This window comes from Photobacterium rosenbergii (genome assembly GCF_003026455.1).
Taxonomy (GTDB): Bacteria; Pseudomonadota; Gammaproteobacteria; order Enterobacterales; family Vibrionaceae; genus Photobacterium; species Photobacterium rosenbergii.
In genome coordinates this window covers 322182-339772 of record NZ_PYMB01000003.1, presented here as the reverse complement: position 1 = coordinate 339772, position 17591 = coordinate 322182, and the positions used below count along the sequence as shown (strand labels likewise).

The window sequence follows — 17591 nt, the reverse complement described above, 5'->3', positions numbered from 1 at the left end:
TCAGATTGCGGTGTTTGTCATAAAGCTTTCACAGATGGGCGCTAATTTATCGTCATTACTTTGGTCTATACCAAATCAGGTGGTGAATAATGCTCAAGGACAAAGATAACTTCCAACCGTATTGGTTTGCTCAGGCGATGGGAGTTGAAGTATCAGCTCAACCCAATGTACTTCAAAATGATATTCAAACCGATGTCTGTATCGTCGGCGGCGGATACACAGGTCTGTGGACGGCCATTAATTTAAAGTTGCAGCAGCCAGATCTTGATGTTGTTGTGATCGATAAAGGGCTTTGTGGTAGTGGCGCTTCTGGCCGTAACGGTGGTTGTATGCTGACCTGGTCGACCAAATACTTGTCGATGAGAAAGCTCTATGGTGAAGAGAAAGCGGCTAAGTTGGTTGCTGCATCAGAGCAGGCCATTTACGAAATCGAAGCGTTCTGTAAAGAGCACAACATCGATGCCCAGTTACGTCGTCATGGTACGTTATATACCGCCACCAACAGCGCACAAGAGGGCTCGATGGAAGGGGTCCTTCAAGCTTTGAACCAGCAGGATATCAATAGTTGGCAAGTATGGGAAAAAGATAAGGTCCAGCTTGATGCCGGTTCATGTGTTCATAGTGAAGGGTATTATTCACCTGCAGCAGCCAGTGTACAGCCAGCAATGCTTGCTCGTGGTTTGAAGCGTGTCGCCGAGAGGCTAGGGGTGAAAATTTTCGAGAATACCCCTATGGAGGATATCAATACCGAAATCCCTATTACTATTACCACCCCGCAAGCAGATATCTTTGCCAAGAAAGTGGTGTTGGCACTTAATGCGTGGATGGTCGAGCAATTCCCTGAGTTCAAGCGCAGCGTGGTATTAGTCTCTTCTGATATGGCGATCACCAAGCCAGTGCCAGAAAAGCTAGAGGCGATGGGTCTCAAGGACGGCAAGACAGTTGTTGATTCGCGAACTTTTGTTCATTACTACCGTTCAACACCAGATGGTAGGTTGATGCTAGGTAAAGGCGGCAACCATTTCTCATTTGCCAACCGTATCAGCAAGGTATTTGATCAACCTAGTCGTTACCAGCCATTGCTTCGGCGTGCATTCGACAGGTTTTTCCCTTCGCTGTCAGGGCAGTCTTTCGCTGCCACATGGACCGGGGCTTCGGATCGCTCGGTGACCGGGATGCCGTTCTTCGGCCATCTCAAGAAGAATAAAGACATTGTTTACGGCTTGGGGTATTCCGGTAACGGTGTCGCGCAAACCTGGATTGGCGGTAAAATCTTATCGTCAATGGTGTTAGAACAGCAAAATGAATGGACTGAATGCGGTCTTGTGTCCGGCCCGAAAGGCTATTTCCCGCCAGAGCCTATTCGCTGGACCGGTGCAATGATGGTGCGCAATGCTATTCGCCGTAAGGAAGCGGCGGAAGATGCTGGCCTAAAACCTACCTGGTTGGATAAGCAACTGTCTAAATTTGCTGATGCCGCCGGGAAAGCAGACAAAGGGTAGTGCTGCTTAGCTTATTCTTACCTGATGGAAATACATAAAGATCCTAAGGGCTCTTTATTTGATTTTTGCCAAGTTACTTGTTTAAAAAGACATAACTTGTAACACAACCTGCTATTTAACGCTTCCCAGTTTGCTGGCACAGATTATAATGTTCTGTGTCTCTATTTTGGGTAAGTTGTATGTTGATTAGGCGTCTCTACACAATTTGTCTGCTTATTTTATTGTGGTGTGCAAACACTGCGATAGCGCAGCCTATTGAGTCGTTTAATGACAAGGTATTAAGCCCGGTTGTCACGACTGATTTTGCAAGCCATCTGGCTAAATGGCAGTGGCCAGTGCAAACCAGTGACTCGGCAATTATCACCCAGGATGACGACCGCTCTGCCTTTGATGAAGGCCATGAGACTTATATTTTCAATGCGTTAAGACGGTTAAAAAGTGTTGACCATTACGCCGGGATGGGCGTCAAACCCGTTTTTTCCCAAGTTCATGAATTTCATCCACCTTCCTATTTGTCCCAAGCGTTAAAGCCAACGGCTTTGCCCCTCTTGCAAACCCACTGGGTTGGGCACATTCCCCACAACCATAACCGTCTTTCCGGTTGGAAAGAGGGGAACCTGCTTTATAGCCATCGTTTCGGCTAAGCCGTTAGTCTATATCTTGTTTTAGTTATCTGAGTTTATCAGTAGCCGATCTGGTTTGATCGCTGCTGTTTGTTACGGGCTGCTTGATAGCAGAGGCCCAAAAAATATAGGTATGACAATGAAACGTGCTTGGACTTCCCCGCAGGTAAAAAGTGCATTGTTGAACTGGAGGGTGATTGCCCTGATTGCGATCACATTTCTACTGATTTTGCATAGTTGGCCGAGTTCACCCTTCAGCCATACATCGGTATTAGTCAATGACTACATCGAAAATACCTTGGCTGAAATGCGGTTCAACCAAGATGGGAATCTAGCCTCCCGAATGCTAGTGGATTTGATCTTTGGAAACGCTCGCCATTAAACCAGCAAGCTTGATTAGGCTTGTTAGTTCATAGGCAGCTCTTAGGCCGGGAAAGCCGGTAGTTACAAGTTGGAGTATTATATGCAAGAGATGTTATTGGCTATATGGCATCACGATTTTGAAACCCTACAGCAAGTCAGTTCATTGCAATGGTTCTTGTTGTTGCTGACGATAATCTTGCTATTGGAATCGAGTTTTGTGTTTTTGCCGCTGCCCGGTGACGGCCTGGTCTTGTTTGCCGGGGGGATGATTGGGCTTGGCATCTTAGATTTCCCGACGACTGTTGCGGCTCTGTGTTTCGCTGCCACCTTTGGTGGGTTTATGGGCTACTTGCAGGGAAGGGTGTTACACCGGACCCGGTTTGTGGACTGGCTAGAGCGTATGTTACCTGATGACGCACTGCCAAAAGCAAGGCGGTTACTCAATAAATATGGCTTCCTTTCTCTGTTCATTTCGCGCTTTGTTCCCTTTGTCAGGGTGCTTACGCCAATGCTGATGGGTATTGCCAAGTTGAGCGCGTGGCGAATGGTAGTGATCAGTGCAATGAGCTCCCTGATCTGGTGTTTGATCTTGCTGTTGGTAGGTAAGTGGATCATGCTCAGCCCGATGCTAAGTGAATACCAGCAGATCCTCACCAAAGGTTTAGTGATGCTGAGCTTTACGCTGATGATTTCGGCCATTGTTGGGTTGGTGTACCGTTATGCCAAAGCGAAAGTGGTTCCTAAACAGACCTCGAAAGTGTAGTTTTTGTCGCTGTAAGAAATCGTACTAAAACTCAAAAGCCTGAATATCCGGATAAGCAAGAACTGCAATATCATCGGTTATTCAGGCTTTTTTGTTCTGACTCTTAACCTAAGAAATTATTTTGACAGCTGGGCCATCGACTCAATACAAATCGCGTCGTGGCGCCAGTACTCCAAGTCACAGTCAATGACATTGTCATGTTGATCGTAGTTGAGACGCTCGACCAACATCGCAGGGCTTCCTGCTGTGGCCCTCAAATGCTGCGCAGTATCTCCGAGCAATGATGTAGTACTGACCCGGTAACGGGTTTTCGAATAGATCACGCCATACTCTTCACGATAAAGGGTAGTCAGTGAAGAGGTGAAAGACTTCTCTAGCAGGTCTGGAAAGTACTTTGGCAAAATGAAGTTGGTGACCACCACCACTGGGCGTTCATCAAGAAAACGCAACCGGTCGACTCGGTATACCTCTGACAACGGCGGCACTTTAAGTAGTGATGCTGCTCGCCGGCTAGCTGGCATAAGCTTGGCATCAATGAGCTCAGTGCGGGCTAAGCGACCTTGCTCTTTGGCCATTTGTGGGAAGTTGGTGGTATAGGTCGGGTCATAGCTAAGTGGTATCGGTGAGACGAACCAACCACGGCGATCTTCCCTATATAGCTTTCCCTCTGCTTCCAGCAGAGCCAAAGATTCACGCAGGGTGACCCTTGTGGTATTGAATGATTCCGCGAGTTTGCGTTCGGCAGGTAATTTGTTGCCTGCAGCAAGAAGGCCAGCATCAATCTGCTCGTTGATGGCTTCCATGATTTTTAAATATTGCACAATTGACCCTATGTAAATGCAAATTCGATTAACCCCTAGCTTTTGAGGGAGCTAATCGGATTAACATTATATCCTGTTATCAGTGGTCATCCGCAGCTTCATCGTAGCTACGTATGGATAAATCTATAACTTATTGTATAAAAAGAATAAACGGTAATAGACGTTATAATAATTCTATTACCGTTTAGTGAAACACATCACACTTGTGAATGCTTTGTAGCTGGTAACACTTAGCGTTTGCGCCAGGCCTGGGTGTAACGCTCGATAATTTGAATTGTGCCGACATGGCTGAGTTTAACCAGCGCCGCCGTCAGCAAGATCATCACAGCCATTGCTGCTGCCGGGCCAGTTTGGCCTGCGTCATCCATGTTCAGTACCGACACCGATGCCGGCATGGTGTTGGTTGCGTACAGGAATACAATCGCCGAAGTTGTAGTCATTGCATTGACGAACATATATACCGCAATTTCAAGTACTGCCGGTAAGCAAACAGGCAGGGTAACTTTGAAGAAAACCTTGTACTGCGGCATTTTGATTGAGGCTGAAATGGCTTCAACTTCTGCTGGTAATTGTTTAAGCGCTGTCAGTGCCGTCATGTGGCCGACGGTGTAGTAGTGGATCACTGTGTTGATCACCAGGATAGCCATGGTTCCGTAAAGCACCGACATTGGGTTAGCTTGGTTGTTGAAGAAGAAAATATACCCAAGGCCCAACACCATACCCGGTACAGCCATTGGAATGATGGCAATCATTTGCAGCAGGTTACGGATAGGTGCAAAGGCACGGCCTTTTTCAACACAGTACGCACCAATGAAGATGACTACCGTACCGAATACCGCCACAAAACTGGCAAGCTTGATAGAGTTGAAATACGGTGCCCAGCCATACGTGCTGAATTGGGCAAAGTTATAATTGTTCAGGCTAAGCGTCAGGTTCCAAGGCCAGAAGGTAACCAGCGAGCCGTAGATAGCCATACCGATAACGGTCAGGATACACAGTGAAATCACGCTACAAAACAAAAAGCAAAGGCCGTCACGCAACTTGTTTGGTTCAGGCGTATAAGCCACAGAGCGTGAATCGAACAGTCCCTGCTGCTTTTTCTTCACCCAGCGATCAACAGCAAATGCGAGGATAGCCGGAACCAGGAGGATAACACTGGTTACCGCACCCATTGAGAAGTTTTGCTGACCGACAACCTGCTTAAAGATATCAGTCGCTAATACGTTGTAGCTGCCGCCGATAACCTTAGGCACACCAAAATCACAAACAACCAAGGTAAAGACAACAATCAGCGCGCTGATTAAGCCGTACTTTGCCGCTGGTAACGTGACAATGAAGAAAGTCTTGAACGGTGAGGTATTCAGCGCCTTAGCTGCTTCGTAAAGCCTTGCGTCGGAGGTCTTTAGCGATGTGGTCAGGATCATCACTGCGTGCGGAAAAGTCCAGAAGATCAAACCGATCGCAATACCAATAGGGCCGTACACGGAGTTGCCCATTAGCATATCCTTGGCGATACCTTGGTTACCGAACAGGTAGATAAGGCTAATAGCAGGGAGTAGCGACGGAGCTAGGATTGGCGCGGCACCGAGTACATTGAACAAGCCTTTGAAAGGCATACAGCTTCGGGTGAGGGCATAGGCATAACCAAAGGCCAGAAAGCCAACAAAAAAGGTGACGATCAGGCCGATGTTGATAGTGTTTTTCAAAGACTGCCACAATGCCGGCGAAGAGAAGTAGTTGGCAAAGTTTTGCAGGCCAACAAATTCACTCTGGTTGTTCATGACACTTTTTTGCAGCATGGCAAACATAGGGCCAAGTACAAAGATCCCCATGACGATCAGCAGCAAAAACAGAATCGCACCTAATGTGATGTTGTCTCGGCTCAGTGAGTTCTTAAATACCGTAAGGCGCTGCATAAGGCTAGGCTGACGTGCTGCCACCGAGCGCTCTTTGGTTATTGGGTTGGTAATAGCATTCATCTCGGTATCCATGCGCTTTATTGTGCGTGAAAGATGTGGGTGTGCTTTTTGGACATGTTCACGTAATGGAAGTGGCCACGCTCTAACTGGAGTTCGCGCAACTCTCGAATAGGTACATCGACTTTCAACATATTGCCTTTGTACTCGCCTTGGAGTTTGCATTCGGCACGAACAAAGGTGCCTTGGAACTCCAATTCTTCGATTTGAACAGGGAAACTCGACTCTGTTTTGTTACCGACTTCCAGAAAATGCAGATCTTCGGGGCGTAGGCCCAATTCGACTTGCTCGCCGCGTTTGAGTGCATCACAAGGCTTAGGCAGTAGTGATTCACCGATGCGGATTTGGTTATCACTCACAACAGAAGCCGGAATAAAGTTCATATTGCCAACGAAGTCGGCCACAAAGCGAGAAGCTGGGTTTTCGTAAATCTCCTGCGGCGTGCCGACTTGTTCGATAACGCCGTGGTTCATCACCACAATTCGGTCTGCCATGGCGAGAGCTTCGTCCTGATCGTGGGTTACCATAATGGTGGTAATACCAAGCTGGCGTTGCAGGCGGCGGATCTCTTCACGCAGGTGGGATCGCACTTTTGCATCCAAAGCAGACAAAGGTTCATCAAGCAGTAACAAACCTGGTGATAATGATAAGGCACGGGCAAGGGCGACACGCTGCTGCTGGCCACCAGAAAGTTGGTTGGGATATTTGATGCCCGAGTCTGGCAAGCCGATAACCTTCAGCCAATGATTGACGGTGTCAGTAACGGTCTTGTTGTCTTTCCCCTGATTACGCAAGCCAAGGCTTATATTTTCAGCAACAGTTAGGTTCGGAAACAGGGCGTAGGACTGGAACACGATCCCGAAGTCACGCTTCTCCGGTGCAAGGAAGGTGGTTTCTTTACCGTCTTGGTTGATCTTGCCTGAAGACGCCAGATCTAATCCAGCAATGGCACGCAGCAAGGTGGTTTTACCGCAGCCTGATGGGCCAAGGAAGCAAACAAATTCGCCTTTTGGGATCTCGAGGGAAATGTTGTCCAGCGCAGTAAATTGTCCATATTGCTTGCTGACATGTTCAATCTTCAGATACGTTTCCATGGTTCTAACTCACTTTATTTGGTATATACCAAACATAGTTGCAGTCAGTTACAAATAAATGACACGGAGTTTACGATATTAAGAATCAGGTATGGTGGAAAAAAATTTCTGTTGATACATACTTAACCCGTACTGAATATCGCATTATTTTGATGTGATAAATAAGAATTTGGTTGGGATACCACATTATCACCTTGTCAGATTGATATTCTATATAGGTCTAGACCTTTTATTCTATTCTTGTATTTTTTGATTGAGGCAAAGCATCATGGAAAGAAAAATGTTGATTCGAAATATATCTTATATGGAGCGTGAACTGTCGGAGATGAAAAAAGAACTGGCGAAGCTAGATGCTCAAAATGAGCAACAAGAAGGGTTGGAAAGCCAAGAGGTTAGAACGGCTAGGCAGCCATATTTCCAACTCTAATACCGTTAAATTAAATATATTGATACATCACATATTTAACTAGGTATAAAACAAAAATAGCGTGACAGCATTACCGTCACGCTTAGCGAATTAAATACTATGATTTGATGTTACTTATGAACGCGGCTCAGATTTCGCATCAAACTTGTCAGACCAAGCTTTCAATACATCTTCACGGCTCACCGCCATCTTACCGAAGTCCATATCAACCATCGCATTCTCTACATCTGGGTAGTTCTTCACTTCTGCGTTGATAGACGTATGACCGACAACCGGGTAGAACTCGTTGTATAGCTTGTTCGCTTCTTCTGAGATAGACCAGTCAACCAGGCGCTTGGCAGCATCAGATTCGGTATTGACCAGACCAACAGCTTCAGCTTCCCAGCCCACGCCACCTTTAGGCATGATGATATCGATTGGTGCACCTTGGGTTTTCAGTGTCGCGCCACGGATTGCCATTGAAATACCGATAGCAACTTCCCCCATACCCGCCTGTACACAAGGCTTGGAGCCAGAGTGGGTGTAGTGGGCGATGTTGTTATCTAGTTTTTCCATGTATTGCCATGCTGCATCGTCGCCCATTGACTGGATCCACGCTGAAACCTGCATATAACCCGTACCCGAAGAGGCAGGGTTTGGCATTGCAATGTGGCCTTTGTATTCAGGCTTTAGCAAATCTTCCCAGCTTTCCGGCTTCGATAGGCCTTTTTGCTCGGCAACAATTTCGTTGAAGCAGACAGCATTGAAGAACGCATCGTTACCGAACCATGCCTTGTTATCTTGCGGGTCAACCAAATTGGTACGGATTTGATCCAGACCCTCTGGGGTGTATGGCTTAAGTACACCTTCTTCTTTTAGAAGCGCCATAGAAGAACCTGCTAGGCCCCATACAACGTCGGCGTGAGGGTTACCTTTTTCTGCCAACAATTTTGCCGTCATGATACCGGTTGAGTCACGTACCCAGTTAATTTTGATATCTGGGTTAGCTTGCTCAAAACCGTTTTTGAATTTAGCCAACATGTCAGTTTCGAAAGCGGTATATACCGTCAGTTCCTCAGCGGCAAATGCAGAAGAAGCGGTAAGTGCAGCAATTGCAGTAAGAGGGGCAATCATCCAACGGTTTTTCATTTTGTCATCTCCATGAATATTTGGGTAACCAAGCAAAAGTAATAATTTGGCAGCTTGGTCTGTACCAGACTGTTTCGACACGGAAGATGCTAGGCAGGAAATATGACACTTAGATGATTGCGATATTTCAGTTTGCTAACAGTTTTATGGGTTCTTTTTGACAGTATTAACTCAAGAGTAAATAAAGGAGGGAGGCAAAAAAATACATAATATGAAGCTTTTGTTAATTATAACCAGAGGGGATTTACAGCATTCTGCTAACATCGTTATAGTTCATCGCATCTGGTATAGTCCAATTTGGAATCAAGACAATGGAAAACTTGGATAATCAATATCTGCTACTTACCCCTGGTCCACTATCAACGAGCCGCACTGTTCGCGAAGCAATGCTGAAAGATTGGTGTACTTGGGATGACGAATACAACAAAGGCATTGTAGAAGTGATCCGCAAGCAGTTGGTGGAACTGGCTACAGATGTTGAAGGTTATACAAGTGTACTCATGCAAGGCAGTGGTACGGCATCGGTTGAGGCGACAATCGGGACGGTTGTTCCTAAAGGTGGCAAGTTGCTGGTGGTCAATAACGGTGCATACGGTGAACGTATTGGCCAGATTGCACAGTACCTGAACATCGAGCACACCATTATTGAGCTTGGTGAAGTTGCCCAGCCAGCAGCGCAGCAAGTCGCTGACTATCTTGATAACGACGCGGGTATTACCCACGTCGCAATGGTGCATTGTGAAACCACCACAGGCATGTTGAACCCAGTTGAAGCGGTATGCGATGTGGTTAAGTCACGCGACAAAATCATGATTTTAGATGCGATGTCGAGTTTTGGTGGTATCCCATTGGATATCGGAAAGCTGGGGATCGATTTTATGATCAGCTCTGCAAACAAGTGTATTCAGGGTGTACCGGGCTTCGGTTTCGTCATTGCCAAGCAAGCTGAACTGGAACAGTGCGAAGGCCGCGCTCGTTCGTTGTCGCTGGATCTTTTTGATCAATGGCAGTGCATGGAGAAAAACCATGGCAAATGGCGCTTTACTTCTCCAACCCATACCGTTCGAGCTTTCCACCAGGCTATGCAAGAGTTACATGAAGAAGGTGGAGTAGAAGCACGCTATCAACGCTATACATCTAACCAACAAATCTTGGTTGCTGGGATGGAAAAGCTTGGCTTCAAATGCCTGCTGGATAAGTCGTTGCATTCACCGATTATCACCTCTTTCTACTCACCAGAAGCGCAAGGGTATGAATTCAAAAAATTCTATAACCTCCTTAAAGAAAAAGGTTTTGTTATCTACCCAGGTAAAGTGTCAAACGCTGATTGCTTCCGTATCGGCAACATTGGCGATGTACACAATGAAGATATGCACCGTTTGATCGATGCTATCGAATCAGCAATGTACTGGGCATAAGGGAAGCGTGATGACACAGCTAGCGACCTCTCAATCGAACAGTTCAGCCTTGACCGACCAATCATTGCGTAGCGAAGGCGATACTAATATTACTCCGGCCCGTGTGGCGTGGACGAACAGTATTGCCGATCAAAAAACACAGCAAATGCTCGAACAAGACAGTCAGGTATTTTTGCATCAGGCGATGTCGACGCCATGTCTAGATGCATTGGTTGGCGCACACGGTATCTACATTGAAGATGCCGCGGGCAAAAAATACATGGATTTCCATGGAAACAATGTCCACCAGTTAGGTTACGGCCACCCACATGTCGTTGGTCGTATCCAGCAGCAATTGACAGAGTTGCCTTTCTCGCCGCGACGTTTTACCAACCAGACAGCCATTGATTGTGCTAAGAAACTGACTGAGATTGCAGGGGGCGATCTGGATAGAGTGCTCTTTGCACCCGGCGGCACCTCGGTCATTGGCATGGCGCTCAAGCTTGCCCGATATGTGACTGGAAACTACAAAGTCGTTTCTTTATGGGATTCATTCCACGGTGCTTCGCTCGATGCTATTTCTGTCGGCGGAGAAGCGTGTTTCCGTGAAGGAATGGGGCCACTTATGGCGGGTGTCGAACGTATCCCACCTGCAGTGAGCTACCGTGGTGCATTCCCTTCCAATGATGGAAGCGATGTGCACTATGCCGATTACCTCGAATACGTTATCGAAAAAGAAGGCGGTATCGGAGCCTTTGTTGCCGAGGGTATCCGCAACACCGATGTGCAGGTACCTAGTAAAGCATATTGGAAGCGTATCCGTGAGATCTGTGACAAGCATAATGTCATGCTGATCATTGACGATATTCCTAATGGCATGGGCCGCAGCGGAAACTGGTTCACCTATCAGGAGTTTGGTATCGAGCCGGACATCCTTTGTATTGGCAAGGGACTGGGCGGTGGGGTCGTACCGATTGCCGCTATGATCACCAAAGATAAGTACAACACGGCGTCGCATGTTTCATTAGGTCACTACACCCACGAAAAATCACCAATTGGCTGTGCTGCGGCACTTGCAACGATTGAAGTGATTGAACAGCAGAACTTGTTGGCCAAAGTCAAAAATGACGAAGCGTATATGCGCGATCGTCTGGAAGGAATGAAACAGAAATTTCCACTGATAGGGGATGTTCGAGGCGTTGGTTTGTTATGGGGCGTTGAGCTCGTGACATGCCGTGTGTCAAAAGAGCGGGCGTTGAAAGAGGCCGAGCAAGTTATGTATCGATGCCTTGAGTTAGGCATGAGTTTCAAAGTGTCACAGGGTAACGTATTGCAGCTTAGCCCGCCGTTGATCATTGATCGTGAAGACTTGGCGCGCGCTATGGACATGGTTGAGCAAGCAATCAGCGAAGTACAAAGCCAGTAGTTAAAGATAATCACTTTCTAATAAACCATATTGATATTTTGCTGGTCACCAACGGTGCTGCCAGCAAACAAAGAGATTCAAAAGGAAGAAAAAATGACTAAGCAAGTTCAGGCAGTAATTTTTGATTGGGCCGGTACCGTTGTTGATTTTGGCTCGTTTGCACCAACCACCATTTTTGTTGAAGCGTTCCGCCGCGAGTATGACTTTGATATTTCGTTGGCTGAAGCTCGTGTACCTATGGGCCTAGGCAAGTGGGACCACATCAAAGCAGTGGGTGAATTGCCTGAAGTTAGCCAGCGTTGGCAGGACAAGTTCGGCCAGCCGATGCAAAAAGAAGACATCGATAAAATTTACCAAACCTTTATGCCGCTCCAGATTGCTAAAGTAGGCGAGCATGCTGATTTGATCCCGGGCGCTAAAGCAGTGATCGATGGCTTTCGCGAAGAGGGCATCAAGATTGGTTCGTGCACGGGTTACCCTCGTGTCGTACTTGATGCATTGATCCCAGTTGCAAAAGAAAACGGATACAGCCCTGATTGCGCAGTGGCAACGGATGATCTTGCAGCAGGTGGTCGCCCTGCACCGTATATGGTCCTCCAGAATATGATTGAACTTGCTGTCACTGATGTGAAAGCGTGCATCAAGATTGATGACTCTGTACCTGGAATTACCGAGGGCTTGAACGCAGGTATGTGGACAGTTGCGTTGCTGTTGTCGGGTAATGAAGCTGGCCTGACCCAAGCAGAGTTTGAGCAAGCAGACGAAGCGACACTTGCTGGTGCTCGTGCAAAAGCCATCGATGCTTTTGCCCATTCTGGTGCACATTACCAGATAGATACAATCGCAGATTTGCCAGAAGTTGTTGCCGATATCGAGCGTCGTTTAGCAGCAGGCGAGCGCCCATAAGCGTAACTGCCGACATGTCAGCAGTAAAACAGTTTATATAACAACAAATTTGAATGAACAATACCTGGGCAACACAGCAGTGCTTGTCGTTGCATGAGGTATAAGTTGCCCTTTTGGTGCGGCCATACACCAAAAGGGCTTTTTTTGTGCAATTGTCCCAAACTGGCTCACCAACATGGTGCAAGACGTTGTTAAAACACTAGAGCAGCTGATTTATTTCAATATTATTAATATCTTACGTTTATCGATTTGTGGCGTGCATATTGCTGGTAACTCTTTGTCTGACATTGCGCTAGGGGGAGAGTATGAAAAAGGAAGCGATTACCGTAATTTTGGCAGGTGGAGTTGGGTCTAGGTTGTCACCTTTAACAGACCATAGAGCCAAGCCAGCTGTACCATTTGGTGGAAAATACCGGATTATAGATTTTACCCTGACTAACTGTTTGCATTCAGGACTGCGCAGGGTGTTGGTATTAACCCAATATAAATCGCACTCCCTGCAAAAACATCTGCGTGATGGCTGGTCTATCTTCAACCCGGAATTGGGCGAGTACATTACTGCTGTCCCACCGCAGATGAGAACCGGTGAGAACTGGTATCAGGGTACGGCTGATGCTATTTACCAGAACCTCTATCTGTTGACCCGCAGCGAAGCTAAATATGTGGTTGTACTTTCCGGTGATCATATTTACCGCATGGACTACGAGCCAATGCTTAAGCAGCATGTTGAGAATGAGGCAGACTTAACGGTTGCTTGTATGGAAGTACCAAAAGCAGAGGCCAATGCTTTTGGTGTTATGTCAATTGATGAGTACCAAAGGGTCTACTCGTTTACCGAGAAACCAGAAAACCCTCAGGCTATCCCGAATAACCCTGAAGCCTGCTTGGCTTCGATGGGGATCTATATCTTTTCGATGAAAGCGTTGGAAGAAGCGTTGGAAAAAGATGCACTATCGCCGGCAAGCAGCCATGATTTCGGTAAAGATATTATTCCCGGCTTGATCGACGGTGAACGGGTTTATGCCTATCAGTTTGGCGGCTCGGCAGGTCGGGTAAGTCAAGATGCTTACTGGCGAGATGTCGGCACGATTGATTCGTTCTATCAGGCCAATATGGATTTGCTGTCATACTATCCGCCGATGGATCTGTACCAAAAAGAGTGGCCGATCCGTACTTACGAGCAGCAGTTGCCACCTGCGCGAACGGTATCGTCGCCGGCGGGGAATGAAGGGATCTTCATTAATTCGATTATTTCCAATGGGGTGGCGATTAAGGGCGGTTCTGCACAAAACTCGGTTCTGTTTCCCAAGGTTAAAGTCGAGAATGCCGCCGTGGTAATTAACAGCATCGTGTTTGAGGGAGTTGTGGTAGGAGAGGGAGCACATATCGAGAACTGCATTATCGATAAAGATGTTGTCATACCTCCAGGCCTTGAGATTGGCGTTAATCCCAAGCAAGATGCCGAGCGATTTGTTATTTCACCAAAAGGGGTGGTTGTTATTCCATCAGATTATCAGTTCTGATTTTTAGTTTAAAAAACTCAAAAAAAAGACCGGCATAAAATGTCGGTTTTTTATTGCTGTAATGTTGCGGATTTGTTTTAATTTATTGCCTTGGTAAATCATTAAATTTATCAATTACAGCTATATTAAATTTTTATATTTATCAAGATGGTGATCACTATGTGCTTAAGGTTTTATTGATGTTAATCAATTGTATTGCGGTTATTTCCACCTTGATTTTTCGCTTGCAAAAAGCAGATCAACGCCATATTTTCATAAATTAGACATAGCTCATACTTAAGTTCGTCGTATAGTGGTTATTAGCTAACGGTATATTTAGCCAGGTGCACATGAGTTATTAGCAACAGTGGTTATGTTTCTAAAGGGATGAATATGGAAACATCAGTTGAATTCTCAAATCCAGACAATGTTGTTTTTGATTACACAACGTTCTTGTCAGCATCATGCAAACAGAGAGTAACACTTGTCGATGCGCTCAGAGCGCTAATTCCAGCATTTGAAATTACATGGACTTCTTCAATGCCACACGGAATGACAGACTCAGAGAAGTTGCAGTTGCAGGCACTGAAAGTGCTTTCAACAAACATAAGTGATACGAACAACTTGATTCGCCTGTTGAGGCTTGCGCGAGCAGAGCATATTGATGAGCTGATGATCAAGCTTCCTTATGCGCTAGAGGAATTGCAGCTCGTTGAGATAGAAAGCAAAGCAGCGTGCAAGATGATCAAGTTAGACGATGAGGGTGAAGTACTTAGAGCGCATATGCTCTAAATACCTCGTTTTTTGAGTTTAACAACAGGTTGTTCAAGTTAAAGAAAAGCCAGCGTAAGCTGGCTTTTGCATTTTTAGATCATACCTTTCCAAAGCATTCCCACCGCAACGCAGGCTGCTGCCGTCAGTAAGCTAGCTGCTGTCATTTCTTTACCAACGAATGGTCGGGTTTGCTGCTCTCGTTTGGCCTTTACGTAGAAGTACAGGCCGGGAACATAGAGCAGGGCTGATAGTAATAAATAATTAAGCCCAGACGCATACAACAACCACAACCCGTAAAGGCTGGCACATAGCCCGACGATAAACAGCGAGCCGCGATCTTTGCGCTCAATGGCCAGCTTCAGCGTGTATGCCCCAACAAGGAAGTAAGGCACAAGGATCATCTCTGATGCGATAGCAAGCAACGTGTCGTAGGTGCTCCCAGCAAACATGACAAAGATAAGGCTGACTTGAATACAACTATTGGTCAGTAACAGTGAGTTGACCGGGCTTCCCGCCTCATTTTGCTTAGCAAAACTGATAGGGAACATCTTATCTCTCGCGCCTAAGTAAGGAGCCTCAGAAGCCAAAACGGTCCAGCTGAGAAATGCACCGCAAACAGAAATCAGTAGGCCACCACCGATGATGTATTTGCCCCACGGGCCGAGGATCTCAGTAAGTACCTTAGCCATTGAAGGGTTCTGATAGGTAGCGAGTTGTTCTGTACTTACCACACCCATCGAAAGCAAAGTAACGAACACGTAGATAGTTAATGCTGTAAGTAGGCCAAGGATGGTAGCACGACCGATATCTTTCCGGTTTTTGGCTCGGTTCGAAACAACCACTGCGCCTTCGATACCAATGAATACCCACACAGTGATCAACATGGTGCCTTTTACTTGTGACAGTAAATCGTGCTGCTCGCCAAAATGCAGGCCAGTGAAATCGAAAACGAAGGTATCCCAATGGAAAGCGATGAGGGCAGAGAAAATAAACAGGAACAACGGGATTAACTTGGCGCAGGTGGTGACCAGATTGATCATTGCTGCAGTTTGCACGCCGCGCAAAACCAAGGCATGAACCAACCAAAGAAGTACAGATGAGCCAATAACCGATAGCCAGGTGTTACCATCTCCGAATAGCATCATATCGGGGCTGTCAAACAGCATACCCAATGTGCTGAAGACGATGACTAAGTAGGAGACATTAGCCAGCATCGCGCTGAGCCAGTATCCCCAGGCCGAGCAGAAGCCGATAAAATCGCCAAAGCCAGCTTGGGCATAGCCAAAGACACCGCTTTCGATTTCAGGCTTAAGTCGTGATAGGTGTTGGAATGCAAGGGCAAGGAATATCATCCCAATGCCTGTGATTGTCCAACCGATTATTACTGCTGCGGGACTGGCAACAGCAGCCATGTTTTGAGGAAGGCTGAATACACCCGCACCAATCATTGAGCCGATGACCAAAGCGGTTAGCGATCCTAATCCCAGTTTTTTATCCATTTTTACATCCGGTTATAACGACTGAATTTTTATAATTTTCAGGCGTATTATGATGGATTTTTCTTGTTTTGCACTTCTAAAGTGATGCAGATCACGCAATAAATAGTTAATTGCACCATTCATTGTACTGGATCAAAAAAGCCATCAGGTTTGCTGATGGCTTTGTAAGTATAGGAAAGAATTATCTATCGGTTTCGAAGCATAAGTCTGTGATAGCTGGCGCAATTCAGTGGTAAGTAATCTGCGATTTCTCGTCACGGTTAATCACAAAAGCATAGCTTGCACCGGTATCAGACGCTTCGCGCATGGCATAACTTGCAAAGTGTTGGATGTCTCCCGTTGCAATAACGGCACTGCAGTTACCGCTGCGTAACGCTTTTTCCATCAATTCCTGATCGGTTTTGCCTTTCTTATTGGTTAGCACCAGAACCTTGTTCAAATTGATACCGGCGCTTTTCAGCAAGTTTTTGTCAATCAGTGCATTCTGGCCAATGAACATGATCCAACGGTTTTGCTGGCTGGCCTGCTTGAGGATACGCAAGAAGTAAGCAAGCTGAGCTTGGCTTTCATCATTAAAAGAAACCTCGATAGGGCAGCTTACTGTATGAGAAGAGGAAGCGTCCTCGGCTGTCGTGTTAAAAGTCGCTTTGTAGACCTGAGAAGCAGAAACTGTGTTTAGGTGTTCAAAGTAAGCCGCCATAATCCATCATCCTCAAACAGTGTTTATTTGTACATGCTGTATGTCTATACAGTAGTGTTAATCAGACTCTGTTGCAAGTGTTTTTTATATGAAGAAATGGATGTCGTGACGTAATCTAGATGAAATTGGCCACTGTTTTTCACTTAAAATATTGATTTTGTTGTATAAATTATTGTAATCAAAATGAGTTGAATGTTTTGTTAAACAAGTACATTTTGATTGAGAGCACAAAAATTCAGCCATAACCAGTACTGTATACAGGTATCAACTACTGTATAAACACCTGTATATACAGTACTGGTTATACAGTGATTGCAAAATAATGAAGGTATACGTCTGGCAAGGTATGTATCTATTAGAAGGAAGAAACGAGTCAAAAGTGCGCGATCTTAGCCACTGTTCTTTGTTAGATGTGAAAATAACCAATATTTCAATATGATGGTGAAAAAGCTCAAATAAATCAGATAGGTAAACAGGTGTTATATCCCTGCAAGTAAAACATCGCATTAGTGGGTTAGGTCTCAAGGGCGGTAGATTGCCTAAATGTGTGGCATGTTACTGCTTTTTTGAGATTAGCCTGCTTGGAGGCCCGTTTAATCACCTTATTGAGTGCTGATTTATGGATGTGGTGACGACGCAAATAAATAGAAATAATAAACTAATGCGGTGTTCTTAAAAGAGTTAATTTGC

Annotated in this window: 16 protein-coding genes; 10 read left to right on the top strand and 6 right to left on the bottom strand. The window is 45.9% G+C overall.

The genetic code is table 11. The features are described from left to right. The first annotated feature begins 89 nt into the window (after positions 1–89). The 4 genes from C9J01_RS11410 to C9J01_RS11395 all read left to right on the top strand — a co-directional run bounded on the left by C9J01_RS11410 (position 90) and on the right by C9J01_RS11395 (position 3251). Positions 90–1502 carry an FAD-dependent oxidoreductase gene (locus C9J01_RS11410; RefSeq protein ID WP_107298255.1) on the top strand — a complete coding sequence of 471 codons (1413 nt, stop codon included), beginning with the start codon at positions 90–92 and terminating at the stop codon, positions 1500–1502. A gap of 179 nt (positions 1503–1681) precedes the next feature. Next, complete coding sequence (locus tag C9J01_RS11405) at positions 1682–2146, top strand: hypothetical protein (RefSeq protein WP_107298254.1); 465 nt, start codon at positions 1682–1684, stop codon at positions 2144–2146. A gap of 118 nt (positions 2147–2264) precedes the next feature. Further along, entirely contained in the window at positions 2265–2507 is a 243-nt protein-coding gene (locus tag C9J01_RS11400) for a hypothetical protein (RefSeq protein WP_107298253.1), read from the top strand. An 81-nt stretch (positions 2508–2588) separates the two neighbouring features. Continuing rightward, positions 2589–3251 (top strand): DedA family protein, encoded by a 663-nt coding sequence (locus C9J01_RS11395; RefSeq protein WP_107298252.1) that lies wholly within the window; start codon positions 2589–2591, stop codon positions 3249–3251. Between the two features lie 116 nt (positions 3252–3367). On the opposite strand, the gene phnR is transcribed toward C9J01_RS11395, so the two are convergent. The 3 genes from phnR to C9J01_RS11380 all read right to left on the bottom strand — a co-directional run bounded on the left by phnR (position 3368) and on the right by C9J01_RS11380 (position 7142). Next, positions 3368–4072: a phosphonate utilization transcriptional regulator PhnR gene (gene phnR / locus C9J01_RS11390; RefSeq protein ID WP_107298251.1), complete on the bottom strand. Its 705-nt coding sequence runs from the start codon at positions 4070–4072 to the stop codon at positions 3368–3370. Between the two features lie 230 nt (positions 4073–4302). Beyond that, complete coding sequence (locus C9J01_RS11385; RefSeq protein ID WP_237156956.1) at positions 4303–5988, bottom strand: putative 2-aminoethylphosphonate ABC transporter permease subunit; 1686 nt, start codon at positions 5986–5988, stop codon at positions 4303–4305. A gap of 80 nt (positions 5989–6068) precedes the next feature. Next, entirely contained in the window at positions 6069–7142 is a 1074-nt protein-coding gene (locus tag C9J01_RS11380; RefSeq protein WP_107298249.1) for a putative 2-aminoethylphosphonate ABC transporter ATP-binding protein, read from the bottom strand. Between the two features lie 280 nt (positions 7143–7422). Here C9J01_RS11380 and C9J01_RS29615 point away from each other — a divergent pair, with 280 nt between their 5' ends. Continuing rightward, complete coding sequence (locus C9J01_RS29615; protein WP_158264526.1) at positions 7423–7569, top strand: hypothetical protein; 147 nt, start codon at positions 7423–7425, stop codon at positions 7567–7569. A 114-nt stretch (positions 7570–7683) separates the two neighbouring features. Here the strand turns inward: C9J01_RS29615 and C9J01_RS11375 are convergent, their stop codons facing one another. Next, positions 7684–8697, bottom strand: a complete 1014-nt coding sequence (locus tag C9J01_RS11375) for a putative 2-aminoethylphosphonate ABC transporter substrate-binding protein (RefSeq protein ID WP_107298248.1) — start codon at positions 8695–8697, stop codon at positions 7684–7686. A gap of 320 nt (positions 8698–9017) precedes the next feature. Between C9J01_RS11375 and phnW the strand changes: the two genes are divergently transcribed. The 5 genes from phnW (at position 9018) to C9J01_RS11350 (ending at position 14720) form a co-directional block, all read left to right on the top strand. Continuing rightward, complete coding sequence (gene phnW, locus C9J01_RS11370) at positions 9018–10115, top strand: 2-aminoethylphosphonate--pyruvate transaminase (protein WP_107298471.1); 1098 nt, start codon at positions 9018–9020, stop codon at positions 10113–10115. 10 nt (positions 10116–10125) lie between these two features. After that, a complete protein-coding gene (locus tag C9J01_RS11365; protein ID WP_107298247.1) occupies positions 10126–11520 on the top strand; it encodes an aspartate aminotransferase family protein in 1395 nt (464 codons plus the stop codon). Positions 11521–11613: 93 nt separating this feature from the next. Continuing rightward, on the top strand, positions 11614–12426 hold the full coding sequence (phnX, locus tag C9J01_RS11360) for a phosphonoacetaldehyde hydrolase (RefSeq protein WP_107298246.1): 813 nt from the start codon (positions 11614–11616) through the stop codon (positions 12424–12426). 305 nt (positions 12427–12731) lie between these two features. Next, positions 12732–13949, top strand: coding sequence for a glucose-1-phosphate adenylyltransferase (glgC, locus tag C9J01_RS11355; protein WP_107298245.1), 1218 nt, complete (start codon positions 12732–12734; stop codon positions 13947–13949). A gap of 372 nt (positions 13950–14321) precedes the next feature. Then, a complete protein-coding gene (locus C9J01_RS11350) occupies positions 14322–14720 on the top strand; it encodes a hypothetical protein (RefSeq protein WP_107298244.1) in 399 nt (132 codons plus the stop codon). Positions 14721–14794: 74 nt separating this feature from the next. Here the strand turns inward: C9J01_RS11350 and C9J01_RS11345 are convergent, their stop codons facing one another. Then, positions 14795–16201: a basic amino acid/polyamine antiporter gene (locus C9J01_RS11345; protein ID WP_107298243.1), complete on the bottom strand. Its 1407-nt coding sequence runs from the start codon at positions 16199–16201 to the stop codon at positions 14795–14797. A 226-nt stretch (positions 16202–16427) separates the two neighbouring features. Continuing rightward, complete coding sequence (locus C9J01_RS11340) at positions 16428–16901, bottom strand: cell division inhibitor SulA (protein ID WP_107298242.1); 474 nt, start codon at positions 16899–16901, stop codon at positions 16428–16430. Positions 16902–17591: the final 690 nt, after the last annotated feature.

Bases quoted from the DNA above. Each gene is read 5' to 3' on its own strand.
- C9J01_RS11410 (WP_107298255.1), top strand. From the start codon at position 90: ATGCTCAAGGACAAAGATAACTTCCAACCGTATTGGTTTGCTCAGGCG.
- C9J01_RS11405 (WP_107298254.1), top strand. From the start codon at position 1,682: ATGTTGATTAGGCGTCTCTACACAATTTGTCTGCTTATTTTATTGTGG.
- C9J01_RS11400 (WP_107298253.1), top strand. From the start codon at position 2,265: ATGAAACGTGCTTGGACTTCCCCGCAGGTAAAAAGTGCATTGTTGAAC.
- C9J01_RS11395 (WP_107298252.1), top strand. From the start codon at position 2,589: ATGCAAGAGATGTTATTGGCTATATGGCATCACGATTTTGAAACCCTA.
- C9J01_RS11385 (WP_237156956.1), bottom strand. From the start codon at position 5,988: ATGCAGCGCCTTACGGTATTTAAGAACTCACTGAGCCGAGACAACATC.
- C9J01_RS11380 (WP_107298249.1), bottom strand. From the start codon at position 7,142: ATGGAAACGTATCTGAAGATTGAACATGTCAGCAAGCAATATGGACAA.
- C9J01_RS29615 (WP_158264526.1), top strand. From the start codon at position 7,423: ATGTTGATTCGAAATATATCTTATATGGAGCGTGAACTGTCGGAGATG.
- C9J01_RS11375 (WP_107298248.1), bottom strand. From the start codon at position 8,697: ATGAAAAACCGTTGGATGATTGCCCCTCTTACTGCAATTGCTGCACTT.
- C9J01_RS11365 (WP_107298247.1), top strand. From the start codon at position 10,126: ATGACACAGCTAGCGACCTCTCAATCGAACAGTTCAGCCTTGACCGAC.
- phnX (WP_107298246.1), top strand. From the start codon at position 11,614: ATGACTAAGCAAGTTCAGGCAGTAATTTTTGATTGGGCCGGTACCGTT.
- glgC (WP_107298245.1), top strand. From the start codon at position 12,732: ATGAAAAAGGAAGCGATTACCGTAATTTTGGCAGGTGGAGTTGGGTCT.
- C9J01_RS11350 (WP_107298244.1), top strand. From the start codon at position 14,322: ATGGAAACATCAGTTGAATTCTCAAATCCAGACAATGTTGTTTTTGAT.
- C9J01_RS11345 (WP_107298243.1), bottom strand. From the start codon at position 16,201: ATGGATAAAAAACTGGGATTAGGATCGCTAACCGCTTTGGTCATCGGC.
- C9J01_RS11340 (WP_107298242.1), bottom strand. From the start codon at position 16,901: ATGGCGGCTTACTTTGAACACCTAAACACAGTTTCTGCTTCTCAGGTC.